Genomic DNA, 20848 nt, shown 5'->3' on the forward strand with positions numbered 1-20848 from the left:
GGGAGGCACATGTGCGCAACGCGATCATCACACTGCTTGAAATCGCCACTCTGATCGGCGCGTTGCTCGGCGGCTTCCTGATCTTCACGGCGTTATCGCCCGCCAACACAGCCATTCAGACCGCGGCATCCGCCGCCGTGGGCATCGGCTTCGTTGCCGTGCCATATGCACTCGCTGCAACATTCCATCGAGCGATGATGCGTTCCAAGCTCACGGAACGCGTCCAGCGCGACGATCCCGAAAAGGGCGCGGTGATGGAATATGTGAGGGCCAAGCTTCGCGGCGAGGCCTAACCGGAGGGGGAATGCGGCCGGTTAAGTTCCTTCCGGGCCTCGCACATCGCAACAAATTCGTGATGCGTCGATCGCCAGAACTGATCCGCTGACCAGCCAAAGGCGGCCTGCGCAATACCCATTAATCGCCGATAGCAGTATCGATCTGACCATTCTCTGCCACCGGCATCAGTTCCCCCTCTGCCGTCGCGCCCCCAGTCAATGCCGCCGTCAGCACGATCAGCAAGCGGGCGGACACGCTCGGAATGCCGACCCGATAGATCAGCTTTCCCCAGCCGTCCGCCTGTCCGTGCCGCGCGCCCACGTCATCCGCCGCCGCTCCGGCGCGGATCAGTTCGGCAACCACGATCGACATCGTTTCCAGCGGCATCCGTACCGCATTCGCCATCACGGTCAGATCGCGCAGCGAATGGCCTGTAAGCTTTTCGATCGCGATGATCGCCTCATAGCTCGGCCGGAGCACACGACGCTTTTTGCCGAGGACGATATCGACTTCGCCCCGGGCCTCGTTCGCGTGCGATGTCACGACGCAAAGGCCGCCAGATCATTGATTGTCGGCACCTTCGACGGCGCCGCAACGGAACTCCATGTCGACGCCTGGCGGTTCGCATGGTTCGTATCGTTGCTGCCCCAGCCGCATTCGCCCTGATAGGCGACGGTCGTTCCCTTCACGATCCGCAGCGTCGCGTTCTTCGTGGGTGAGTTACGGACGTCGATCAGCCGCTCATAGCCCGGGTCCGGCAGCTTGACCTTGCCGCTCATGTTGAAGCGGATCGTCCGGCCCGAGAATTCAACAAGGTCGAAGTCACCATCATCCTTGCTGGCCGTGTCGAACTCGCGTGAGCTGTCGCCCCACTGAACTTCAACTTCACCGCCGATGGGATCGAAACCTTCGGTTGGCGTCATGCCGTCGCCGATTTCGACGCGCACGTTCTCACCGCGCAATACGGGCATCTTGTTCCTCCATGCTTGGGGCTATTCGGCGGGTTCTGCCGAAATCTCGAAAATCATCAGGCCCAGGTAGCGGACATTGTCCGTCTCAGCCTCGGGGTCGTGGTCGGAGGCGCTGGCGGCCCAATGGCATCGTCCGAGATGCACGCCGTCGGCCGTCAACAGCTGATCGTGCAGCGCATTGAACGCGATGCGCATCAACGCCCATAATCCCGATCGGGCAGGCCCCTCGTGAAAGCATGCGATCTCGAACTGGCCGCGCGCATCGACCTCGCCCTTGCTTCCCAAATTCTCGGCATCGATCTTTCCGATGACGATATAGTCCGGACCCCGATTCGACGGGACGTGCTGGAAAACTCCAACACTGGCGGGCGCGACGGCGATCAAGGCCGCATAGACGGCGTTCTCGATTCCTTCCTCGATCAGCACCTCAACCAACATCTGCTCCTATCGAGACACGTCCCAGCACATCGTCCCAGTATCGCTTCATGCGATCGCTCCGAGCCGCACGCGCAGCTCCGCCACCAGCGAAGACGAAAGCGTTCTCTCGCAGTGCGCGCACCCTCAGCATGTAGGTCACGGGCTGGGCCACACCCTTTCGGCGCGTGACCTTTACGGTTTGGGCCTTCCGGCCACGTTCGATGATCCACCGATAGAAGCGATCGGCGTTGCTCTTTCGCGTCAGAAACCCCACGCGCAACCGGAGGGACCGATCATAGACGCGCTTCGCCAGGCCGGACCGCAGGAAGCCGGTGCGGACAAGCACAGTGCGCTGCATCCGCGCCAGCTCATCATCGCCGACAGCATGTAACAGGCTGACCATTTCGGCGCGGGCCCCATCGGGCAGACGCTTCAACATCGCCCGCGTCCGCCGCACCGATTGCCAATCCACGCCACTCCCGCGCCGCTTCGGGGAAGGACGCGCCATTACGCCATCTTCTGCGCTTGGGTGTCAGCCAGAATCGACCACCACACCCGGCCCGTGTCATCCGCTTCCATCGAACGAATAGCCAGCGCGCGCCCACCCAGGTACGGAGGCAGCCTCAACTGGTCTTCCGCGGAAATGTCGGCCGTCCACCGGATGGTCAGGCGATAGACCGTGATGCCCGTTAACGATCGATCGATCACCGCTTCGCGGCCGCTTTGGCCAATCACCTCGGCCGGAACGGTACGCAGCAGCGACCAAATGCGGTCGTAGCCGGGCCTGCCATTCGGTTTGGCGATATCGGCGTAGCGCCAGACCTCTACGGGATGCTTCAGCCGACCTGCAGCAAGCGCCGCCATTATCCAATCACCGGAAGGCGATGGGGATGCGCAAGCGCTTCGACGGTCATCGGAATGTCGCTGGTGATGTTGCCGATGTTCACGGCCTCACGATTGGCGAACCAATGACCAATCAAAAGCAGCATGGCCTGACGAAGCGATCGCGGCACGGCGGTTCGATCGGCATAGCCAGCGTTGACGGTAACGGTGATCGCATCCGCGACAGGCGCGGCGGCAGGCCACAATGCTCCCAGCACGGGGCTTAGCCGCGCCGGGCGGCTGCCAGCGGACAGGCGCGACGACGCAACCATCTGGTCGCCGCCTTCCGGATCGACATAGCTGACCACCGCCTGGGCACCGATTGCGATCGGCCAGGCGCGCAGGCGAAGCGGGTTGGCCCAGCGATCGAACGATTGGGATACCTGTCCGCGAACCAGCAATTGCCCCGTATAGCCCTCGATCCATTCGCGTGCGGTGATGATCAATCCGCGGATCAGATCGTCCTCGCTGCTGTCGAAGACACGCAGGTGCGCCTTGGCCTCGCTCAGCGTGACCGGTTCCATCCCTTCGTCCACCGGCGTCAGGCTTCCCTCTGCAGCGACAACAACAGGCTCGATTGCCACCGCCACCGCACCGGCAATCGGCAGCGCCCCGGCTTCCCCCATCGCCGCAAGGTGGATCGTTCCCAGCGGCAGGTTCACCACACCGTCGATCGACAGTGAGGCGCCAGCTGCGACGGTGACAGGCGGCAGCGTCTGGGCCAGCGAGCCCGTTACCGAGCTGCTCGACGACGCCGCCAGGCCGATCAAACCGATTGACGCCGCGAGTGTGCCGGCGATCGTCAACGAGGCGACAGCGGCCACCGCCACCGGCGCGATCGTGATAGCGAGATCGCCGACGCGGCTTTCGGTCGAATCCTCCGTCAGGATCAGGCCACCATCCTCCAGCAGCAGGCTATCCCCGCTTTCGAGCAGCAGCCAGGACAAAGCCATGATGGATCAGGCGCCGGGAGCGGTGAGCGTGAAAGTGCTGATTGCGAAGGGCTGGCCAGCGGCGAACGTCACATTGTCGACCGTCATGTCGCCCCCGCCTCCCGTCGCCGTCACCGTGCCCTGTCCGTGGCAGGTGACGCCATCATTGGCATACAGCCGGAAATGCGCGGCGGTGCCGGCTGCATCGGCGCTGGTGTCCTCCCACGTGCCGGCCTTGGCCTTCGAGCCACCCGACGCGGCAGCCATCCAGTCGGCGGGCAGGGCGAGCGTGGCGAGGACGCTTCCGGTATCGGGGGCAGCACAGCTGGCGGGCGCCGCACCGGTACGGATCTTCACGACGGCGCTGGCGCCGATCGCCGTCTCGATCGCATCGAGCAGCGCGTTGCGCGCAGCAACGGAGAATTGCAGGGCCATCGCCTTCACTCCTTGGGGGTTTTGGCCGCGCGGCGCGCAGCCGCTGCCTTGTTGGCGGGAGCTGCATCCGCCTTGTTCGCGGGATCGGGCTCGGCCTTTTCTTCGACCGGGCCAAGATCTTCGAGCACGCCTAGGCGGACGAGGTGCGCCGCATCGTTGGGATCGAGTTCGCGGGGGTCGCCGGCGGCATACGGCTTGTCCCCGTCCATCTCGCGAAGGACGCGATAATTATGCTTCGCAGCCATTCATGTTGCTCCCGGGTGAGAGGGGCGCCCCGAAGGTCGCCCCTCAGATTGCGTTAAGATCGCTTAAGCGACCCGGCCGAAATCGCCGTAGATGAAGGCTTCGGGGCGATAGACCGCCAACGCCAGGCGCTCCTCGCACAGCATGGTGATCAGGTTCTTGATGAAGTCGTCTTCGTTCTCGGTCGCGATTTCGACACGAGCGAGCCAGCGATCGAACACCTGCGCGCCGAGCTTGAAGGCGCCCGTCAGGAACTTGTCCACGGTCATCGCCTGCGTCGCCACGACGGGCAGACCCCACAGCGTCGGCGCGATCGCACCCTGCGGATTGCCGATGATGTAGCGGCCTTCCGCGTCCTTCAGCGTTTCGATCCACGCCCAGTCGATCGGGTTCATGACATGGCCGGTGGCGGGATACTCGGCGAGTGCCGCCTGCAGCATCGCCAGGCGCATCAGATCGATGCTGGTCGGCGAAGCCAGGGTGATCGGCGCGGCATAGGCGGTCGCCTGGGGAACGATGCCGAGCAGGTTCTGCCCCGTGCCGTCACCCAGCAGGAGCTGCTGCTCCTCCTTGAAGGCGAGGCCGTAACGCAGGCGGCCATCAATGTAGGATTCCAGCTGCGCAACGTCGTCGAGGATTTGGCGCGAGGCCTTGGCATGATGCGCGATCACCTTGGCCGTGGTCGAGATCAGGTCGAACGTGATGTCGCTTTGCGGCTTCGCAGCGCCCTCGGCCGTACCGGCGGCATTATTCGCGAAGCCGGTTTCCTTCACGTACTCCAGCGTGTTGCCGTCCATCCGGCCAGGCGTGATCAGATCACGCACGGTCAACCGCCGCTCGGGCGGCGTGAGGATACCGGGCAGGCGCGTCTGGTTGACCGCGTCACCAGCCGAACCGGCGGCAGCCGTGGTCGCCGACGTGATGGTCGCCTTGGCCGACATATCCACGCGGCCTCGGCGGCTCGTGCTATCGAGGAATGCCTTGACGCGCTCGTCGGCAGTGAACTGCTGGCCCAACGATTTCACGTCCAGATCGTCACCGCCGGGATCGCGGGCGAGCTTCTGCTCGATCTCGTCCATCCGGGCCTTCACGGCATTCATGCCGATCAGGGCTTCGTCGGCGATCTCCTTGGCCGCCTTGGTCAGGTCTTCGCCGGTGCGGGCCTTGCCAACGGCATCCTCGGCAATTTCCTTCACCTTGTCGAAGCGCTTCTCGAAATCGGACTTGAGCTCGCGCGCCAGTTCTTCGACCGACAGCTCACGCCGCCCGTCGCCATTGACGTTGTGGCCTGTGCCGTCGCGCATATAGCGGCCAACGGTCAGTTCTGCGGCCGACATGCGGCCGATCAGCCCGGCGGCCGAAAGGCCACCCAGCAGTGCAATCTTGCGGATCATGGAATTGCCCTTTCGCGGCAAAGAGGAAGGATCAGCCGCGCATCGCCCTCAAAAAGCGCACGGCTGCGTCATCCGCCTGAGCCCCGGGCTCCCCCCGAAGATGCGGTCTGGAACTGGCCGAGATCGCCTCAGCCATTTTTCGGGAGAAGCCTGCATCCCGCAGGAACCCCTCGAACTCGCGGATGGTCAGGTTGCGGCCCCCATCCTGAATGGATTTCACCTCGTCGATACGCGCCGCTCGCCCGAGCGCGCCGAAGGTGACAATGCTCACTTCGCGAAGGTCGAGCTTCTTGAGCACGGTCACCCCGTCCTGCTGGCGATCCGGGGCCGTCTCGATCTCGCGATAGCCGATCGACAGCTCGTCGAGTGCCCCCTCACGGACGAGGCCGTAAACCTCGGCAGCCTTCGGCGAGATGTCCTTGAGCAGTCGTCCGCGAACGCGCAGGCCCTTCTCGTCCTCGGCCACCTCGTCCCAGACGCCGATCACGGTCCACGTGTCGTGCTGGTAGAGCATCTTCACCGCGCGCTTCTCGCGCTTGGCCGTGGCCAGCGATGCCTTGAACGCACCGGGAGCGACCATCTCATTATAGCTGTCGACCACGTTGAACATCGACGCATAGCCCTCGATCACGCCGTCGTCGCCGATCGCCTTGACGTCGAGCGTCAGGCCGCAATTCTTCGTCCTCAACATGGGCTTAGTCCTGTGGCTACGGCAGCGCCGTCGGTACGGCGGTGATGGGAACATTCTGGCTCTGCATGCGAGGCGTCTCGCCGCCTGCGACGGGGGCGAGATTTTCAAGCTCGCGGACTTCGTTGATCGTCATCCACCCGTTCTGCAGGGCGGAAGCGTAGAAAGCCGATCGGGCGGCACTGTCGCCGCGCAACAGCCCCTCCAGGCTGAATTCGATCGTGATGCCGTCAGCGCGGTCCTTTGCGGTGAGCAGGCGCTTTTCGAGCGCCATTTCGATCCGCTTTAACCTGCGCCGCAGGGTGAATTTCTGGAAGCCCAGCGTCTGTTGTTCCAGCCCGGTGCCCCAGCTGGTGGCCTTGTCGGTATGCCCCACCATGTGCGGCGGCACGCCGAAGAAGCGGCAAATATCCTCGACGGAGAACCGCCGCGATTCCAGCATCTGCGCGTCTTCAGGGTTGATCGTCAGTTGCTGCCACTCGACACCGCCTTCCAACACCAGAGGGCGGCCTGCATTCATCGCGCCGACGAATTTCTGCGTCATGCGATCTTCGGCCGCCTGGCGTTGCTCGGGCTTCAGCCACTCCTTGAACTTCAAGACGCCAGACGGACGAACACCATTGGCGAACATGGTGCCTGCTGAACGATCGATGGCGGTCGCCAGACCGAAGGTGTTTCGCCCATATGCCAGCGTCGACAGCCCGCCTTCAGGGTTGCCACCGAAACCGCGAACATGAAGCACGCGATCCTCACTGAGCGTCTTGTCGCGCCAGCGATAGACGAGGCTGCCGCCGCGATCCCGCGTGACCGTCGTCTCATCCCAGGTCATCGGCGTCAGCGAGATCACGCGGCCATCGCCAGCGCGCGTGATCTCCGCCACCGCGTTGCCCTTCAGTTCGACGCTCGCCGCCAGCCCTTCGAAGAAATCGAGTGCCGTTTGGTCGGCGTTCGGGCTGTCGTGTAGGATCCGATAGAGCGGATGATCCTTGGCGATGGTCCGTCTACCACTCCGGTCGGTGCGATGGACCATCAACGGCAGCGAACCGATCGTCCCAGCCAACACATTGATGCAGGCCCATGCCGTCGACAGGGCCAGCACGGAAGTTTCGCTGACCTGCTCCCCAGCATAGCTTTGACCCTCGGTCCGCCGCCAGCCTTCGGGATCACGCAACGACAGACGCCGCGCCCACACCGCCGCCTTCCGGGCCAGGCCGGTGGCCCTCACCAACAGGTTCATCCGGCTAAGCTCGCAAGATAGTCATCAAGACCGCCGCCGCGGCCCGTGGGGTTCCGGCTCATCAACATGACCGCATTGAATGATGCGCACAGCGGATCGATCTTCGCCTTGCCGGCCTGCTCTTTCGTGATCAGCACGGCATTACCCCTCTGCTCGGCTCGTGCATTACCAACGCACCAGGCCATCATTGCTTGACCGGCGTGCCACAATGTCCCGTCCTTCAGCTTGCGCTCCATGCCCCACACGGCCGACGAGAGCCGGAAGCCCTGGGCGATGCCGATCATCTGTTCCGCTACAATCCCGCGCGACGCGAGCTCGTCGACCAACGCGGCCACGCCTTGAGGATCGAGGCCAATGGCCGCTTTCTCCGGAAACAACCCGGCTTCGGCGATCCGCTCGATGACGTCAGCAACGCCGACAATATCGGACGTGGGATCTTCGCAGCGAACGAGTTGTCCCAATCGAACGAAATCATCGAGCCGTTCGACAATATCCTTGCGCCGCTTGAACACATCGTCGTGCGCCCAAGCCCGATTCCATAGCAGCCAGTCGCGGGTCACCTTGCACCGGCCCAGCAGAGCCAAGCCCAGCAAGTCGTCAAGCCCACCACCATCGATCCCGGCGACGATCACCTCTGATCGTTCGATCAGCTCATCGAGCGAGATCGTCTCGTCCGCCGCGTCTTCCCAATAGTCCACGCCCACCCATCGGTCGGTGTGGAGCGCCATGCCGATCTGGACGTTGAGGTGCTGCGACGCCCAGCGCCGCTCTTCCTCGTCGCCCTTGGCACAGGCGGTTCGATACTCGGCGATCAGCCGGTCAATGGTGATCGAGCGCCCCAGATTGGGAAGCACCATGTGCCAGTTGCGCGGGTCGCGCCACGGTTTATCCTTGGCCCGCTGCATCGCCTCAGAAAACTCGTACAGCATCGGCAGCATGTGGACGTCAGTCTTGATGCGGCCGTCTCTCACGCCCCGCGCATAATCCAGCTCGGCCTTGAACACGCCTGCCGGCGGCTCATCGCTCTGCGTCGTGATCATGATCAGGAACGCTTCCGGGTTCGCGATCATCCCGCCGCGCAGCTGGCCGATCACGCGCGAGGCGTAAGAGATTGACGACATCAGATGGACTTCGTCGATCAGGATGCCCGCCGGTTTGGACCCGGTGGCGACCTTCATGTCGAAGGTCTTTACCTTCAGCTTCGCCTTGTTGACCCGATCGACGATCGTCTTCACGTGCTCCTGCACGTGGAAGCGCGTCTTCAAATAGGGGTCCGCGTCGATCATGCCGGACGCTTGCTGGAATGCGATGTCCGCGATTTCCTGCGTCGGGCCTATCAGCACGAACTCGGCGCGAGGCCGCTCGTTCATCAGCAGCGCCGTCATCATGATGGCGGCGCCGTTCGTCGTCTTCGCGTTCTTCTTCGGCACGAGGTCGAACACCTCGCGCACCTGCCGTTCGCCGTGCTCATCCAGCGAGCCGAAGATCGCCCGCACGATATCACGCGCCCAATCGCCCGCGGCGTCCGCCAGCAGGGGCTGGCCGGGGACATCCGGAAGCCGCAGCTTGTTGAAGATGGCGACGGCGCGCGCCGCCTCTTCTTCGTCGAGTGGCAGGTCAGGGAGGAGGGATCGCCCCTCCCGCAACCGGGCTTCCCAGTCCGGGCAGGAGAAATCCCAGCCTAGTGCCGGACCAGGCTGCTCCACTCGTTGCCCTCATGTGCGACGGCCGCGTCGGCGATCGCCTGTTCCTTCTTGCCCTTCTTCGGGGGCTTGGCCGTCTTGGCCGGTTTCGAGGCGACGACGCCGGTCAGCAGGTCATGCCGGTCGAGCCGTTTGAACATCTTGTCGATGGCGGAGACGTTGCCCTTGTCGATCTCGCTCACCAGCGATGCGAGCAGCTTCGCCTCCAGGCGGACCTTCGCTTCAAGCCGGGCACGCAGCTCCCGAAAATAATGCTTCCGCAACGTCGGCGGCGTGATCGAAAGCGCCGCCGCGATCTGTTCCTCGTTCTTGTCGAACGCCATCAAGAGCAAGACTTTCCGCCGATTTTCATCGGTCGGAATGTGCGGCGGTCGGCCGCGACGCCCGTGTCCCTCGGGGATCGGATCGCCGAGCAGGTCCAAATCCCACGACATGTCGAAAAAAATCTCCGAATGAGAGGGGCTGCGGTGTCCGGGCAATCGGGCCCCAGACTTTCGACCTCCCCCCCTGCCTGCGGGTCAGGGCGCGGCGCGCCGCTCCTCCCGCTGCTTCGACCCGCTGTGGCACGAGGCGCACAGCGTCTGCAGGTTGGCCTCATCCCAGAACAGTGCCTCATCGCCACGGTGCGGCCGAATGTGATCGGCCACCAGCTTCGACGTATCGCCTTCCAGCGCCTCGCATCCCCGGCAGGTGAAGGCATCGCGCACGAGCACCGACCACCGCAGCGCCTTCCACCGCGCGGTGTGATACCACTTGCGCCACGGCTGGCTGTTGCGGTGCCGATCCGTCTCGGCCCGGCCCTCGGGCATGAAGGCGATCGACGGCCGCAAGGTGCCGAGTGTCGGCTTCAACGTCGACAACCGCGCCATCACGAACGTCCGAAACGGACAAGGCCCGCGTCGCAAGGGAACGACGCGGGCCCTGTCAGGCTAGGAGAGGATGCCGAAACAGCTGCTTTCGCACGCTACCCCAACATATCGATTTCTATGCTGAAAACCGGGGCTGGGGGAACACCACCTTTTCTTCATTTACCCCCTTGACGGTGAAAGCTGAGCATTTCCGCCATTGAGCGCCACGGCGATATCCTTGATCGCCCGCCGATAGCGCATCTTGAGCGCCTCCGGCCCCATCAAATGGCCCAGCTTCGTCCGCAGCCCGCACCGCGGCGCGATATCGCTCCAGGCGATCCGGTGCCCGCTCCGCTCCAGCGCACCGATGGCGAGCGCCAGCAGCCGCACATCATCGGCCCGCACATGGACAACCCAGCCCAGCGCCTCATCCATCCGGTCCACCTCTTCCGGCCGCAGCGTCGCCCGGCCGATGCTCACCAACTCATGCCCCGCCAGCGACTGTTCGGCCATGTCGGCGCGGTCGCGGATCACCAGATGCCACGGCCCGTCGCTGGCGCGCGCACCCGCCGGCATCACGCTCGCCACCGCCCGCTGGAAGCCCCACGCCTCGACAAGGCGATCCTGCACGGCCTGAAACGTCCACCACACCCCCGATCCTTCCGGGCGACGCGCCAACCCTTCCGGCTCAGCCCTGTATCCTTCCGCCATGATCAAAGCCCCAATCTATATAATTCAGTCACTTAAGCATTTCACTCGGAAGGGTTGGAAGGATTGGAAGGGTTTACATATGTCCTGTTCATGTGCGCGCCCGTGCGCCTGTGCGCGCATATGTGTGGGGCGATGATCGCAAACCCTTCCAACCCTTCCAGTCCCGCGCAAATCCGCGCTTTCTCCCTTCCGCGATCCTTCCGCCACCCTTCCGGTTCGGAAGGATCAGGGCGGCAAATCGTCCACTTCGTCCCATGGGGAGCCCGAGGGCGGGGCCTGCGCGGGCGGCGATCCACCATCCTCGTCGATGCTGAAGGGTCGCGGATTGCCCTCGGCATCGATGAAGTCGCCCACGTCGCGCACCAGCTCGATGCCGAGCCACTGCATCCCGTCCGACGCCTTCTTCTCATAGCCCTTGTCCTGCATCGCCTTGGCGAGGCCCTTGTTGGACCATTCGCGCTCGCCCGCCGCCTTGCACCAGGCGACGAACACGGCATGCAGTCGCGATGATTGCACCCGCGCCTGCGGGTCGGCCTTCGTACAGAGCCGCAGGAAGCGCCCGAGCGGATCGCTGTCCTGCCGATAGGCCTGCGTCGCCCGCGTCACCTCGCCCGGCTCGACAAGCCCGTTCTCCATCCAGTCGAGCAGGCCCGCGATCAGCTTGTTGAGGATGCCGGGCAACTCACCCAGCAGCTTGTTGGGCAATTCCGGGTCTTTCTCCCGCGTGCCCTCCGGGTTCGTCTCGTCGCGCACGCGCTGATTCCACGGGATCAGCTTCACCCGTCGCCAGATGCCGTCGTCCGTGTCCGGTATCTCGGGCCGGAAATTGCCCGATATCGTCAGCTTGAAGATCGGCCGCAGGTCGAAGAACCCGCGATTGAGGAAGCGCACCGTCATCGGCTCGCCGCCCGTCACCAGCTTGATCAGCGCGGTGGCGAGCTTGCCGCCCTTTTCGGGTTCGGACGTGCGCAGCAACCGCACGCCGCCCAGCCGCGCCAGATCGGGCGTCGCCTGGTCGCCGCGCTTCTTGATCCCCTGATCCAGAAACGTCTCGATGCCGATCGTCGTGGTGTAATCGCCCAGCGCCGCGCACCACGCATCGATCGCGGTGGACTTGCCGTTGCCGCCAAGGCCGTACCAGAAATGCAGCTTCTGCTCGCCCATATGGCCGGTCATCGAAAGGCCGCCCCACTGGTGCAGATAGCGGCGCATCGCGGCATCGGGCTGCGCCCAGGCGAACATATCGTCATAGATCGGGCAGGCAGCGTCGCGGTCGAACGCCACCGGCGCCAGCTTGCTGATCAGATCGTCGCGATTATGCGGGTCCAGCCGCCATTCGGCCTGCCAGCGCTTTTCGGCCGCAATCCACGTCCGCCGGAATCGCAGCGTGCCGTTCAGCACATTGATCGATAACGGATCGGCATCGAACGCATCGGCCTTCGCCGCCAGCCACGGCCGCACCAGATTGGCGATGCAGGTGAGCTTGCTCGCCCCTTCAGACGTGCGGCCCCATTCGGCCAGCTTGTCGGAGAACAGCACGACGGTGCCGTCGCTCTTGATCTTGACGACCCGATCGAGCCGTTCGCCGTCCTCATCGCCGGTCGACTCTGCAAGCTCCTGCTGCTGCACCCATGCGCGGGGCGGCTTCCCCTCTTCCCGCCATGGCGGGGGAAACGGCACGCCACTATCGCGGATGAACCCCGCCTCATCCTGTATCGCCCGCGCCATATCAAACACGCGGCCCAGCAACTCGGCCGGGATCATCTTTTCGTCCTGATCCAGCGCCGCCCAGCGCCGGCCGTCCCACGTCATCCAGCCCAGCGCGCTCGACCAGCGGAAATCCCGTCCATATCGCTCGCGGAACCGCTCCGCATTGCCCAGATCTGTCAGGGGGAAGAATGCCAGCCGCCGGTTCGCCTCGGCCGCCGCAACCCCGTCGCTGTCGTCATCGTTCGCCGGTGCCGGCACCCCCGCCCCTGCCTCGGCTTGGCCTTGGCCGCTGCCTTCCGGGTGGAAGGGTTGGTTCTTGCCCACGCCACCGCGGGGTCCGGGGCGGGCGGCACGGCGGCGAAAGCGCGCGCGCGCATCCTCGATCACGCGGGTCAGGTCGCGCGGTTCCTCCGCGCCCTTGTCCACGCCCGTCTCGATCGAACGCATCGTCTTGTCATAGTTCGGCCAGCTCGCCGCCACCTCGGCCAGCGCGCCGATCACGGCGGCCCGGCTCAGCGCCTTGGCGCCCACCAGATGGCCCAGCGTCAGCGCGGCGATGCTGATCGTGTCGTTGCGTGTGCCATCGCCCGCGCCCGCGGCGTTGCGCACCTCGCCATCCAGCGCGGCATAGGCATAACGGCGCACGGCCTCGTCGATCGCCGCCTGTTCGGCATCGGATGCGGAAGCGTGGAAGGATGCCGCGTCACCCCCCACCGGGGCGGAAGGGTCGGCAGAAGAAAAGCGGGGCGATGGCGATGATGCCGGCGGCGTTCCGCCGCCCGCGTCCCCCGTGGCTGGCGCTTGCGCGCCAGCGGGCGCCCCGCCTGCCGGCGCGGCGCGGCTCTTGGGCGCGCGCAGTATCTCGATCAGCTGGGCCGGGGCTTCCGCCGGCTCGTCATGCACATTGCCGCGCAGCCAGCGATATCGCGTGCCGCCGCCCTTGCCATCCGGGTTCATCACGCTCGCCGGGGCGATCACATAGCCGCCCAGTCCGCGCACATCGACATGCCGGGGCAGATTGCCACGGTTGCGGATCGGCTCGCCCTCGCGCGGCTGCCGCAGGAACACATGCACGCCGTCGCTCTGCGTCATCGCCGCCAGGCTCACCGGCAGCGCGCAGCCCATCTGCTCTTCCAGAGCCGCCTTCAGCGATTCCAGCGTGAAAACCTCGCCGGTCGACTCATCGACGCGCGGATCGAAATCGAGCGCGAACAGCCCGTTCACGCCCATCGGCAGGCCGATCATGGCGTTCGGCCACTTCTTCCACCAGCCGAGGATCACCGCTTCGTCGGTGGTCGCATCCTTCAGGCCGTGGCCGGTATAGGGCGACTTCGCGGTGAACGTCTTTTCCTTCGGCCCATCCTTGCCGCGCACCGTGATCGTCTCGTCCCGCTCCCGGCACGGGAAGACGGGCCAGCCACGGCGCGCATATTGAAGCGCCGCCGAACATATCGGCGACGGGAGCTTGGCGACGGTCGACAATCGAACCCCCGGAATTTCAGGTCAGCAGGAAATGGGCGGGGCGGCGCTTAGCCGCCGGGGTCAGAAGGGCACATGATCGTCCAGCCCCGCATCGAACGCGCTGCCCCCGGCCGTGCCGGCCGCGCCACCCGCGCCGCCCCCCGGCGTCGAATTGCTCCAGCGCCCGTCATGCGCATGGCCCGAATAATCGTCCCGGCCGGGGTCGCGCTCGCGCTTGTCGAGCAGCACCAGCTGCGCGTTGAAGCCTTGGCAGACGATTTCGGTGGAATAACGGTCATTGCCCGCCTGGTCCTGCCACTTCCGCGTCTGCAGCTTGCCCTCGATATAGACCTTGCTGCCCTTGCGCAGATAATTCTTGGCCACCGGCACCAGCCCCTCGGCGAACACGACGACGGTGTGCCATTCGGTGCGCTCGCGGCGCTCACCTGTCGCCCGGTCCTTCCAGCTCTCGCTGGTCGCGATCCGCATCGTCACGCACTCGCCCCCGTTCTGGAAGCTGCGCGCCTCGGGATCGGCGCCGAGATTGCCGACGAGGATGACCTTGTTGACGCTGCCGCTCATGCCAAGGTCACCTCTCGGCCGAGGCGTTCGCTCAGCGAACGACGATAGGACTCAACCTCGCGCTCCAGCGCAATGATATGCGCGGCTTGCCATTCATCTTCACTGACCAGCCCCTTGCCGATCAGCAGCTGGGCAATGGCGGCACCTTCAACGAGCGCCATATTCACGCCAACGCGAAGGTGCTTGGGGGAGCCGTCCTCACTGCCCAGCGAATGGTCAGCCGCGACGCCGCTTTGAAGTGCATGCCCCAGCTTCCGGACGCGCTCTTGATAGTCCGCTTGCTTCAAAACAACCTCCCCTGTCCCTTGTTTTGCTGTTCGGAAAAAATGCGATCGGCCTGGCTCACATCGTCAAATCCAGTTCGACCAGCTGAGCGACGTGCGCTGGCAGATCGAAGAAGCCGAGTTTCCCCGCGCATGGGATGAAGGCCACCGGGCGCGGATTGGCCAGGACGAACCCATATGGCCCCTGAAACCAGCGCGAGGGATGCGCGTTAACGCAATCGACAAGGTCGACCATACCGACGACGCCGCCGCGCTGAAGGTCAGCCATCGTCTTGCTGGTCAGCCAATCACCCCGAAGTCCCTGAACCGAAAGGAACAGCTGCCACGCGTCGAACTCGTCATTCGTCATGCCCTTGGCGGCGTGAAGCGCCAGGGGACCACGATATCGCGTCGACCAGTTGCGGTTCTCGATCTCCTTTCCGCCGAACAGGATCGAGAACGCCCATGGTTGGCGAACACTGAGGGCCTTCATACCCGCACCCCCGCGCCAACCGCCCATCCGGCGATCGCCGCCACCATCACGGGGCCGGCATCGAAGTAGCCCGCCGCCAGTCGCCGAATCCATTCCGGGTCAGCGTCGGGCAGCGTACGCGCCACCGCCGCGCGGATCGCGGGCAGCGCCGCGTCCAGCAGCTCGCGCGCATTATCCATCGGCTCGGCCGCCGGGATCACCCCTTCGCCGCTCACGCCGCCATCTCCATCCGCGTCAGCACCCGCCGCGCGGGCTGGTGGCACCCGCCCGGCGCCGTCTGCCAGTCGATCACGCCGCAACGGCGCAGCCGATGCAGCACATTGTTCGCATGGCCGTCGCCGCGAAGGCCGAGTTCGATCGAAATCGCCGTGCCGGTCGGCATCGCCTCGCCCAGCCGCACATGCCGGCGCAGATAATCCACCACCGCGCGGCCCTCGCTGCCGATCAGGCGGCAATGCTTCGGCGCCGGCCGCTCGCGCAGCAGCCGCGCGACATAATCGAACTCGCGGCCGTCGCGCCGCTGGAACGGGTGGACGATGCCGCGCCCCGCCAGCTGGCGCACGCGGATCGCCGCCGCCATCTGCGGCAGCGCGGGGCCATGGGCATAGACGATCTCGTCCCCCCGGCGCGCCTCGGCCGCCCAGGCGTCGATCGTCGACTCGCTTTCCACCCACAGCGCGGTATCGGGGCGCAGCCGTCCGCTCATGCGGCGGCGTCCAGCACCGGGGCCGCAGCCCGCGCGCCCAGCGCCACGCCCAGCGCCGCGTGCAGCGCCACCGCCCGGCTGTCATCCAGCCGGAACGAAAGGCCCAACCCGTGGACTTCGTAAAAGGGGCAGGTCCGCGTCGGCGGCAGGCAGGCGAACAGCGGGCCCGAAGGCGTCTCGCCCAACACCGCCAGTGCGGATTGATCGTCGGGGAATGCGGCGGGGGCCGATGCCGGAGCCTCGCAGCCCGCATCCGGCGCTGAGCGTGCGCCACCCCCGCCACAAGAGGCGGAACGAAGGTCGCCGTCCGCCTCTTTCTGGTCGGCCGCTGAAACGACTTTGTTTGCAGACAGTTCCCACTCGCGCGCCGCCACCGCGCCGCCCGTCATCCGCGCGATCGCATCGGCCAGCTGCTCGCTGGGCACGATCTTGCCGGCCAGCAGCTGGCGGGTGGCATAGCCCATGGCCAGCGGGCTATCGCTGCGCCGCGCCAGCCGTGCCGCGCGCGCCCGATCGGCCAGCAGCCAGGTCGCCAGCGCGATCGATCCGGCCGATGGCGTGGCATCGCCCGCACCCAGCCCGCAACTCTCCCGCTCGGCAATGCACAGGCCCATCGCGGTCAGCTCGGCCGCACCCTCGGGCAGCTTGTATGCCATCATCGTCATTGCCCCGCCTCCACCATCTTCAGCATCGCCCGCAGCCGCACCGCATCGCCGATCAGATCGTCGACCTGGCCGATCAGCCCGAATTCCTTGATTTCATGGGGCGTGATCCGCCGGTCCCCCTTCAGCGCCGCGCACAGCCCGCGTGTGATGCCCGCGCCGGCCTCGGCCAGTTCGGACATCTGCTCATGCCAGTCGTCGCTGTCCGGCTCGGCCGTCGGCCGCTCGACAAGATCGAAGCCCATGCTGGTCGCCAGCTCGCGCAGCACATGCGGCCAGCCGGCCCGGCCCCGCGCCAGCGGTTCCAGATCCTGCACCACGTCGATCGCGACGAACTGTTCGGCATTGTCCGGGTTGCGGGCATCGGCCGCCTGCGCCAGCCGCGTCTTGCCGACACGGCAGTGCATCGCGGCCACTTCCAGCCCGCCCACCCCTTTGATCATCTCGCCCGTCGCGCGCTTCAGCGCGATCTTCTCGGGCGTCAGCCCCCCTGCCTTCACACGCCCTCCATGGCAAAGCCCGCGCCCCCCGGCGCATTCATCGGTCGGCGCCTCCGGGGGCGCCGGTTGCGCAGGCGCCCCCTTCGGCTATCGTCCCGGCGCAAACCGAAGGACGAAAGGAACTGCTGTGATCGCCATGCTTCCCGACGACATGACCCCCACCGTCGACCGCCAGAACGACGACAAGGTCGGGCTCTGGGTTACGGATGACGATGCCGAAGCTGGGGACAAATTCCACGGCTTCCTGCTGACGCCGTCGCAGGCGCTGGGCACCGCGGAAGAGCTGATGGCCGTAGCTGGCGAGATAGTCGGCAAGGACGAGGCCGTGACGATCTGGGCGCAGACCCTGACGGGCGGCACGGCCACTATCGCCGGGCAGCAACACCACATGATCGTCGCCACCGATCGCGATCACCGAACAATTCGGCTCGCCTTCAGCGAGGAAGCCCTGCGCGATCTCTCGGCGCAAATTCACACGCTGCTTACTGCTGGGGGAACCCCTCAATAGCTGGGGCGACGGCAACGTCACTGTCGTCACGCCATCACCCCCATCCTCTGAAGCACGCGCCGCCACAGGCGCGGCCGCGCGGTTTGGTCACCACCCGCCATCACGCTGCCTCCGCCCGAAAAGGGCAGGGCATGTCGCCAGCCTCGCTGGAAGGATCGTCGGTCTTTCCAGATGCGGACCCGGAATGATCGGCGTTAGAAGCCGCTTCATGGTCATGCTCTGCCATCTTGGCCCGAACACGCCTCTCGGTATCCGGCCACACGCGGCGGCCGTTCCGGAGTTGGCGAACGAAATGACGATCACCCAGTTCACCGCCGAAGCTCGACGGTGCCATGTTATGGCGAAGCAAAAAGGCTTCGATATCTTCCAAGAGCGTAGCCATGCCGCACTGATAAAGTGTGACATATCACACCGTCAAGGTGTGATTTGACCTTTCTTCCGTCATGTGTGTTCGCGTGTGATACAACACACATGCACCGCCCCGACGAAATGGAGCGCATTCGCGAGGCGATTCGCCGGGCGATGACGCGCAAAGGCATAAAGGCGAAGCCCTTGGCAAAAGCTGCCGGCTTGGGCGAGACAGCCGTTCGCGATATCCTTGAACCCAGCAGCACCGACATCAAGTTCAGTACATTGAACAAGCTGGCCGACGCTCTGGAGTGCTCCCTCGAAGATCTAATGGGCGTGGACGAGGTGCCGCTGACTGGGCGTATCGGAGCGGGCGGAACGATCATATTTGAGGACGCCGGCACCGACCAGACCGTTATGCGCCCCCCAAACATCGGCGGAAAGCTCGAAGCGCTTGAAGTAGCAGGCGATTCGATGATGCCGAAATTTTCAGATGGTGACGTGATCTACATTCAGCGCACGCATGATGGCGTGCTGCCCGCCTACATCGGCGAGTATTGCGCTGTCCGCTTGGTCACCGGTGAAACCTATCTTAAGCTGCTGGCCAAAGGCTCGCGCCCAGGCCGTTTCACCCTGCGATCGTTGAACGCCGCTGATATCGAAGACGTCGAGGTCGAATGGGCTACGCCGGTGGTTTTCATCCTGCCGCGCTTTGCTCGGCAACGCCTCACGGCTATTTAAACAGCTTCGCTATCGACCGGCCGATAGCACCCATGGTTTCGCCAACACCAACGCGCTCACTGGCATAAGACCGCTCGCGCACGTCGTCGTCTGATAGTGCCACGTTCAGCACTACGCCCAGCGCGCCTGCATCACCCGCCGCAATGCTCAGTATTGTTGCCGTGCAGCCACGCCCTTCTTCATGGATTGCATCGCGTAGCCAGCTAGTGCGGGCGATGTAGCCGATCGTTTGACCGCCGCCCGTTTCAACCTTCAGCGCCAGATCATCGTACGGGTTGTCTGGCTCATGGCAGATGTAAACGCGCTCACCTTGTCGGCACCGCTTAATCGCCGACTGATAATTGCGTTCGCCTACAATGCCAACCGGATACAATTTGCTCATCACCCCTCCGATGCCCCTGTTTGTCGAGGCGATCGACGTGCGGCAAGTGAGGTGTGATTAAGCACACCTTTTCTAATTGACGAAGTGTGATGTATCACACTACATGACCCCCGTTCACTAACGGGGAGGCACCCATGACCGACGCCACCGCGCAGCCAGTCAGCAGCAACTTCATTCCGTTCGTCGCGGACGTTCACAGCAAGGCCTTCGTCGGCCGCGTCCAGCAGAACATCGCCGGCATCAGCCTGCACTTCCTTGACGAGCGCCAGCGCATCATCGCGTCCAGCCTGTGCGCGATCGAGGATGTCGAACGCTTCGCTTATGATCTGCTCGCCATCGCCACCGCCACCCGCGCGGCCGATCCCAAGATCGTCCCCATCGGCCAGATGCCCCGCAATCAGACCAGCCTGATGCACGGCCTGCGCCGGAGCGACGCGGCATGATCACCGTCATTCACGGGCCGGCGGCTTCCGGCAAATCCCGCAATCGGCTCGCCATCGCCAGCCATTACGGTTGCACGCACATCCGCGAGGATTTTTGCATCCATCGCGGGCGCGCGGCCAAGGGGCTGGAGCTGAACCTCATCCCCGTAACGCCGGAGGCCGAGGGAAGGGCCAAATATCAGCTCCCCGTGCACCCCGAACCGCACCGTCACATCCTCGTGCTGACGTACGAAGCCCCCGATGTCATTCGCAAGGCGCTGCCCCATGCCAGGCTCATCTCGATCCATGACGCCTTGAGCGCGATCGGCGGTGGCGAATGACCGCGCAACACACGCCCGGCCCGTGGCACGCCGAGGGGCCAGACCCGATGTTCGGCGATTACAACATTCACCAGCCCGACGTGCGCGCCGCTGTTGCCGCCGTCGTCAGCAATCTGCGCCCCGCCGACGAGGTTGCAGCCAACGCTCATCTGGTCGCTGCCGCGCCCGATCTTCTGGCGCAGTTGAAGTTCGCCACCAAGCTGCTTGGCGCATTCCCGGCTGTTGGCTCCACCGCGCAGGTCGACGCAATGCGCCGCGCCATTGCCAGTGCGGAGGGGCGGCAAGCATGATCCGCCACCTCATCCCCCGCATCGACGTCGGCCCATGGGGCGGCGCCACCCTCACCGATCCCGCATCCCGCACTGAGGAAGCCGTGGGGCTCTGCCTGTGCATCCAGTGGTTCGGCATCCTGATCGAAATCGGCCTCGGCCGGGTGAGCGGCCGATGATCGCGCCGCGCTGGGCCTATGAAACGCCGGCCCTCCTGATGGTGGCGCGCGATCTCCATGCCCAGCGCGCGACGCACTATCCCAAGGCCGTGGCCGATGGCCGCCTGTCCCAGGCGGACGCGGCCACCGGCATCCGCATCGCCGCGGCGATCGAGGCGGACTGGCACCACGTCGCCAGCCGCACGCCCCGCGCCGCCCAACCGGTCGCCACCAAGGCGGAAAAGATCGCGACGCTGGAAAACGCCGTCGCGCGCACCCGCCTGATCGCCGGCCGCGCCCGCGAAAAGCTGCCCAAGGTGGCCAGCCGCTACATCGGCGATCCGACGGAGCTGCACCATTTGAACGACGCCGGCTTCTTCAAGGCGCACCGCCCACTGGTCAGCGCCTACGCCCATGCCGCCGAATATTCCCTGCTGGTCGAAACCCTCCTGTGGTGGGAACGCAAGCCGTTCTGCCACCTGTTCATCGCCAGCCTCAACCTCGCCGCCGGCCGTGGCCGGAATCCGCTGCCACATCGCGCCGCCGCGTGAACCAGTTTCGCGCC

The 20848-nt window shown here is 65.1% G+C and carries 33 protein-coding genes; 8 read left to right on the forward strand and 25 right to left on the reverse strand.

Features of this window, described 5'->3' with window-relative positions; translation table 11 throughout:
• Positions 1-11: 11 nt before the first annotated feature.
• Complete coding sequence (locus CHB74_RS09530; protein WP_089219401.1) at positions 12-293, forward strand: hypothetical protein; 282 nt, start codon at positions 12-14, stop codon at positions 291-293.
• Positions 294-414: 121 nt separating this feature from the next.
• Here CHB74_RS09530 and CHB74_RS09535 read toward each other — a convergent pair whose 3' ends face one another.
• From CHB74_RS09535 to CHB74_RS09645, 23 genes are all read right to left on the reverse strand, one after another.
• Positions 415-819: a hypothetical protein gene (locus tag CHB74_RS09535; protein ID WP_089219402.1), complete on the reverse strand. Its 405-nt coding sequence runs from the start codon at positions 817-819 to the stop codon at positions 415-417.
• Positions 816-1247 carry a hypothetical protein gene (locus tag CHB74_RS09540; protein WP_089219403.1) on the reverse strand — a complete coding sequence of 144 codons (432 nt, stop codon included), beginning with the start codon at positions 1245-1247 and terminating at the stop codon, positions 816-818. Before CHB74_RS09540 ends, CHB74_RS09535 begins: the two co-directional genes overlap by 4 nt.
• A gap of 21 nt (positions 1248-1268) precedes the next feature.
• On the reverse strand, positions 1269-1673 hold the full coding sequence (gp17, locus tag CHB74_RS09545) for a tail completion protein gp17 (protein ID WP_425442263.1): 405 nt from the start codon (positions 1671-1673) through the stop codon (positions 1269-1271).
• Position 1674: 1 nt separating this feature from the next.
• Positions 1675-2103, reverse strand: a complete 429-nt coding sequence (locus CHB74_RS09550) for a hypothetical protein (protein WP_245842775.1) — start codon at positions 2101-2103, stop codon at positions 1675-1677.
• 68 nt (positions 2104-2171) lie between these two features.
• Positions 2172-2528 (reverse strand): head-tail adaptor protein, encoded by a 357-nt coding sequence (locus tag CHB74_RS09555; RefSeq protein ID WP_089219406.1) that lies wholly within the window; start codon positions 2526-2528, stop codon positions 2172-2174.
• On the reverse strand, positions 2528-3499 hold the full coding sequence (locus CHB74_RS09560; RefSeq protein ID WP_089219407.1) for a head-tail connector protein: 972 nt from the start codon (positions 3497-3499) through the stop codon (positions 2528-2530). Before CHB74_RS09560 ends, CHB74_RS09555 begins: the two co-directional genes overlap by 1 nt.
• 6 nt (positions 3500-3505) lie before the next feature.
• On the reverse strand, positions 3506-3913 hold the full coding sequence (locus CHB74_RS09565) for a hypothetical protein (RefSeq protein WP_089219461.1): 408 nt from the start codon (positions 3911-3913) through the stop codon (positions 3506-3508).
• Positions 3914-3918: 5 nt separating this feature from the next.
• Positions 3919-4158 (reverse strand): hypothetical protein, encoded by a 240-nt coding sequence (locus CHB74_RS09570; RefSeq protein ID WP_089219408.1) that lies wholly within the window; start codon positions 4156-4158, stop codon positions 3919-3921.
• A 63-nt stretch (positions 4159-4221) separates the two neighbouring features.
• The gene (locus CHB74_RS09575) at positions 4222-5550 is read right to left on the reverse strand and encodes a phage major capsid protein (RefSeq protein WP_089219409.1); all 1329 of its coding nucleotides are present in this window, start codon (positions 5548-5550) and stop codon (positions 4222-4224) included.
• 31 nt (positions 5551-5581) lie between these two features.
• Entirely contained in the window at positions 5582-6238 is a 657-nt protein-coding gene (locus CHB74_RS09580; protein WP_245842777.1) for an HK97 family phage prohead protease, read from the reverse strand.
• Between the two features lie 19 nt (positions 6239-6257).
• Positions 6258-7475 (reverse strand): phage portal protein, encoded by a 1218-nt coding sequence (locus CHB74_RS09585; protein WP_089219411.1) that lies wholly within the window; start codon positions 7473-7475, stop codon positions 6258-6260.
• Positions 7472-9181 (reverse strand): terminase large subunit, encoded by a 1710-nt coding sequence (locus CHB74_RS09590; protein WP_089219412.1) that lies wholly within the window; start codon positions 9179-9181, stop codon positions 7472-7474. Before CHB74_RS09590 ends, CHB74_RS09585 begins: the two co-directional genes overlap by 4 nt.
• Positions 9157-9657 carry a helix-turn-helix domain-containing protein gene (locus CHB74_RS09595; RefSeq protein ID WP_179220787.1) on the reverse strand — a complete coding sequence of 167 codons (501 nt, stop codon included), beginning with the start codon at positions 9655-9657 and terminating at the stop codon, positions 9157-9159. Before CHB74_RS09595 ends, CHB74_RS09590 begins: the two co-directional genes overlap by 25 nt.
• Positions 9658-9696: 39 nt before the next feature.
• Positions 9697-10047 (reverse strand): HNH endonuclease, encoded by a 351-nt coding sequence (locus tag CHB74_RS09600; RefSeq protein ID WP_089219414.1) that lies wholly within the window; start codon positions 10045-10047, stop codon positions 9697-9699.
• Positions 10048-10206: 159 nt separating this feature from the next.
• Entirely contained in the window at positions 10207-10677 is a 471-nt protein-coding gene (locus CHB74_RS09605; RefSeq protein ID WP_089219415.1) for a hypothetical protein, read from the reverse strand.
• A 285-nt stretch (positions 10678-10962) separates the two neighbouring features.
• Positions 10963-13929 carry a phage/plasmid primase, P4 family gene (locus tag CHB74_RS09610; protein WP_089219416.1) on the reverse strand — a complete coding sequence of 989 codons (2967 nt, stop codon included), beginning with the start codon at positions 13927-13929 and terminating at the stop codon, positions 10963-10965.
• 60 nt (positions 13930-13989) lie between these two features.
• Positions 13990-14490: a single-stranded DNA-binding protein gene (gene ssb, locus CHB74_RS09615; RefSeq protein ID WP_089219417.1), complete on the reverse strand. Its 501-nt coding sequence runs from the start codon at positions 14488-14490 to the stop codon at positions 13990-13992.
• Positions 14487-14777 (reverse strand): hypothetical protein, encoded by a 291-nt coding sequence (locus CHB74_RS09620; RefSeq protein ID WP_089219418.1) that lies wholly within the window; start codon positions 14775-14777, stop codon positions 14487-14489. The genes ssb and CHB74_RS09620 overlap by 4 nt, the downstream gene beginning before the upstream one ends.
• Before the next feature lie 55 nt (positions 14778-14832).
• Positions 14833-15273, reverse strand: a complete 441-nt coding sequence (locus tag CHB74_RS09625) for an ASCH domain-containing protein (RefSeq protein WP_218821414.1) — start codon at positions 15271-15273, stop codon at positions 14833-14835.
• Entirely contained in the window at positions 15243-15461 is a 219-nt protein-coding gene (locus CHB74_RS09630) for a hypothetical protein (protein ID WP_089219420.1), read from the reverse strand. The genes CHB74_RS09625 and CHB74_RS09630 overlap by 31 nt, the downstream gene beginning before the upstream one ends.
• Positions 15458-15952, reverse strand: a complete 495-nt coding sequence (locus CHB74_RS09635) for a hypothetical protein (protein ID WP_089219421.1) — start codon at positions 15950-15952, stop codon at positions 15458-15460. The genes CHB74_RS09630 and CHB74_RS09635 overlap by 4 nt, the downstream gene beginning before the upstream one ends.
• Positions 15949-16617: a hypothetical protein gene (locus CHB74_RS09640; protein ID WP_089219422.1), complete on the reverse strand. Its 669-nt coding sequence runs from the start codon at positions 16615-16617 to the stop codon at positions 15949-15951. The genes CHB74_RS09635 and CHB74_RS09640 overlap by 4 nt, the downstream gene beginning before the upstream one ends.
• Complete coding sequence (locus CHB74_RS09645) at positions 16614-17114, reverse strand: hypothetical protein (RefSeq protein WP_245842779.1); 501 nt, start codon at positions 17112-17114, stop codon at positions 16614-16616. Before CHB74_RS09645 ends, CHB74_RS09640 begins: the two co-directional genes overlap by 4 nt.
• 127 nt (positions 17115-17241) lie before the next feature.
• On the opposite strand from CHB74_RS09645, the gene CHB74_RS09650 reads away from it, so the two are divergent.
• Positions 17242-17622: a hypothetical protein gene (locus CHB74_RS09650; protein ID WP_089219423.1), complete on the forward strand. Its 381-nt coding sequence runs from the start codon at positions 17242-17244 to the stop codon at positions 17620-17622.
• Positions 17623-17722: 100 nt separating this feature from the next.
• On the opposite strand, the gene CHB74_RS21975 is transcribed toward CHB74_RS09650, so the two are convergent.
• Complete coding sequence (locus tag CHB74_RS21975; RefSeq protein WP_218821415.1) at positions 17723-18004, reverse strand: hypothetical protein; 282 nt, start codon at positions 18002-18004, stop codon at positions 17723-17725.
• Between the two features lie 89 nt (positions 18005-18093).
• Here CHB74_RS21975 and CHB74_RS09660 point away from each other — a divergent pair, with 89 nt between their 5' ends.
• The gene (locus CHB74_RS09660; RefSeq protein WP_089219424.1) at positions 18094-18711 is read left to right on the forward strand and encodes a S24 family peptidase; all 618 of its coding nucleotides are present in this window, start codon (positions 18094-18096) and stop codon (positions 18709-18711) included.
• Here CHB74_RS09660 and CHB74_RS09665 read toward each other — a convergent pair.
• Positions 18704-19093, reverse strand: coding sequence for an HIRAN domain-containing protein (locus tag CHB74_RS09665; RefSeq protein ID WP_089219425.1), 390 nt, complete (start codon positions 19091-19093; stop codon positions 18704-18706). The genes CHB74_RS09660 and CHB74_RS09665 overlap by 8 nt on opposite strands.
• Positions 19094-19227: 134 nt before the next feature.
• Here CHB74_RS09665 and CHB74_RS09670 point away from each other — a divergent pair, with 134 nt between their 5' ends.
• From CHB74_RS09670 to CHB74_RS09685, 5 genes are read left to right on the forward strand one after another with little or no spacing between them, the layout of a single operon-like run.
• On the forward strand, positions 19228-19536 hold the full coding sequence (locus CHB74_RS09670; RefSeq protein ID WP_089219426.1) for a hypothetical protein: 309 nt from the start codon (positions 19228-19230) through the stop codon (positions 19534-19536).
• Positions 19533-19856, forward strand: a complete 324-nt coding sequence (locus CHB74_RS09675; RefSeq protein WP_089219427.1) for a hypothetical protein — start codon at positions 19533-19535, stop codon at positions 19854-19856. Before CHB74_RS09670 ends, CHB74_RS09675 begins: the two co-directional genes overlap by 4 nt.
• Before the next feature lie 47 nt (positions 19857-19903).
• Positions 19904-20146 (forward strand): hypothetical protein, encoded by a 243-nt coding sequence (locus CHB74_RS09680; protein WP_144033761.1) that lies wholly within the window; start codon positions 19904-19906, stop codon positions 20144-20146.
• Positions 20143-20304, forward strand: coding sequence for a hypothetical protein (locus CHB74_RS21980; protein WP_179220789.1), 162 nt, complete (start codon positions 20143-20145; stop codon positions 20302-20304). The genes CHB74_RS09680 and CHB74_RS21980 overlap by 4 nt, the downstream gene beginning before the upstream one ends.
• Positions 20301-20834, forward strand: coding sequence for a hypothetical protein (locus CHB74_RS09685; RefSeq protein ID WP_089219429.1), 534 nt, complete (start codon positions 20301-20303; stop codon positions 20832-20834). The genes CHB74_RS21980 and CHB74_RS09685 overlap by 4 nt, the downstream gene beginning before the upstream one ends.
• The last annotated feature ends 14 nt before the right edge of the window (positions 20835-20848 follow it).

This window comes from Edaphosphingomonas laterariae (assembly GCF_900188165.1).
In the GTDB taxonomy this organism is placed as follows: Bacteria; Pseudomonadota; Alphaproteobacteria; order Sphingomonadales; family Sphingomonadaceae; genus Sphingomonas_E; species Sphingomonas_E laterariae.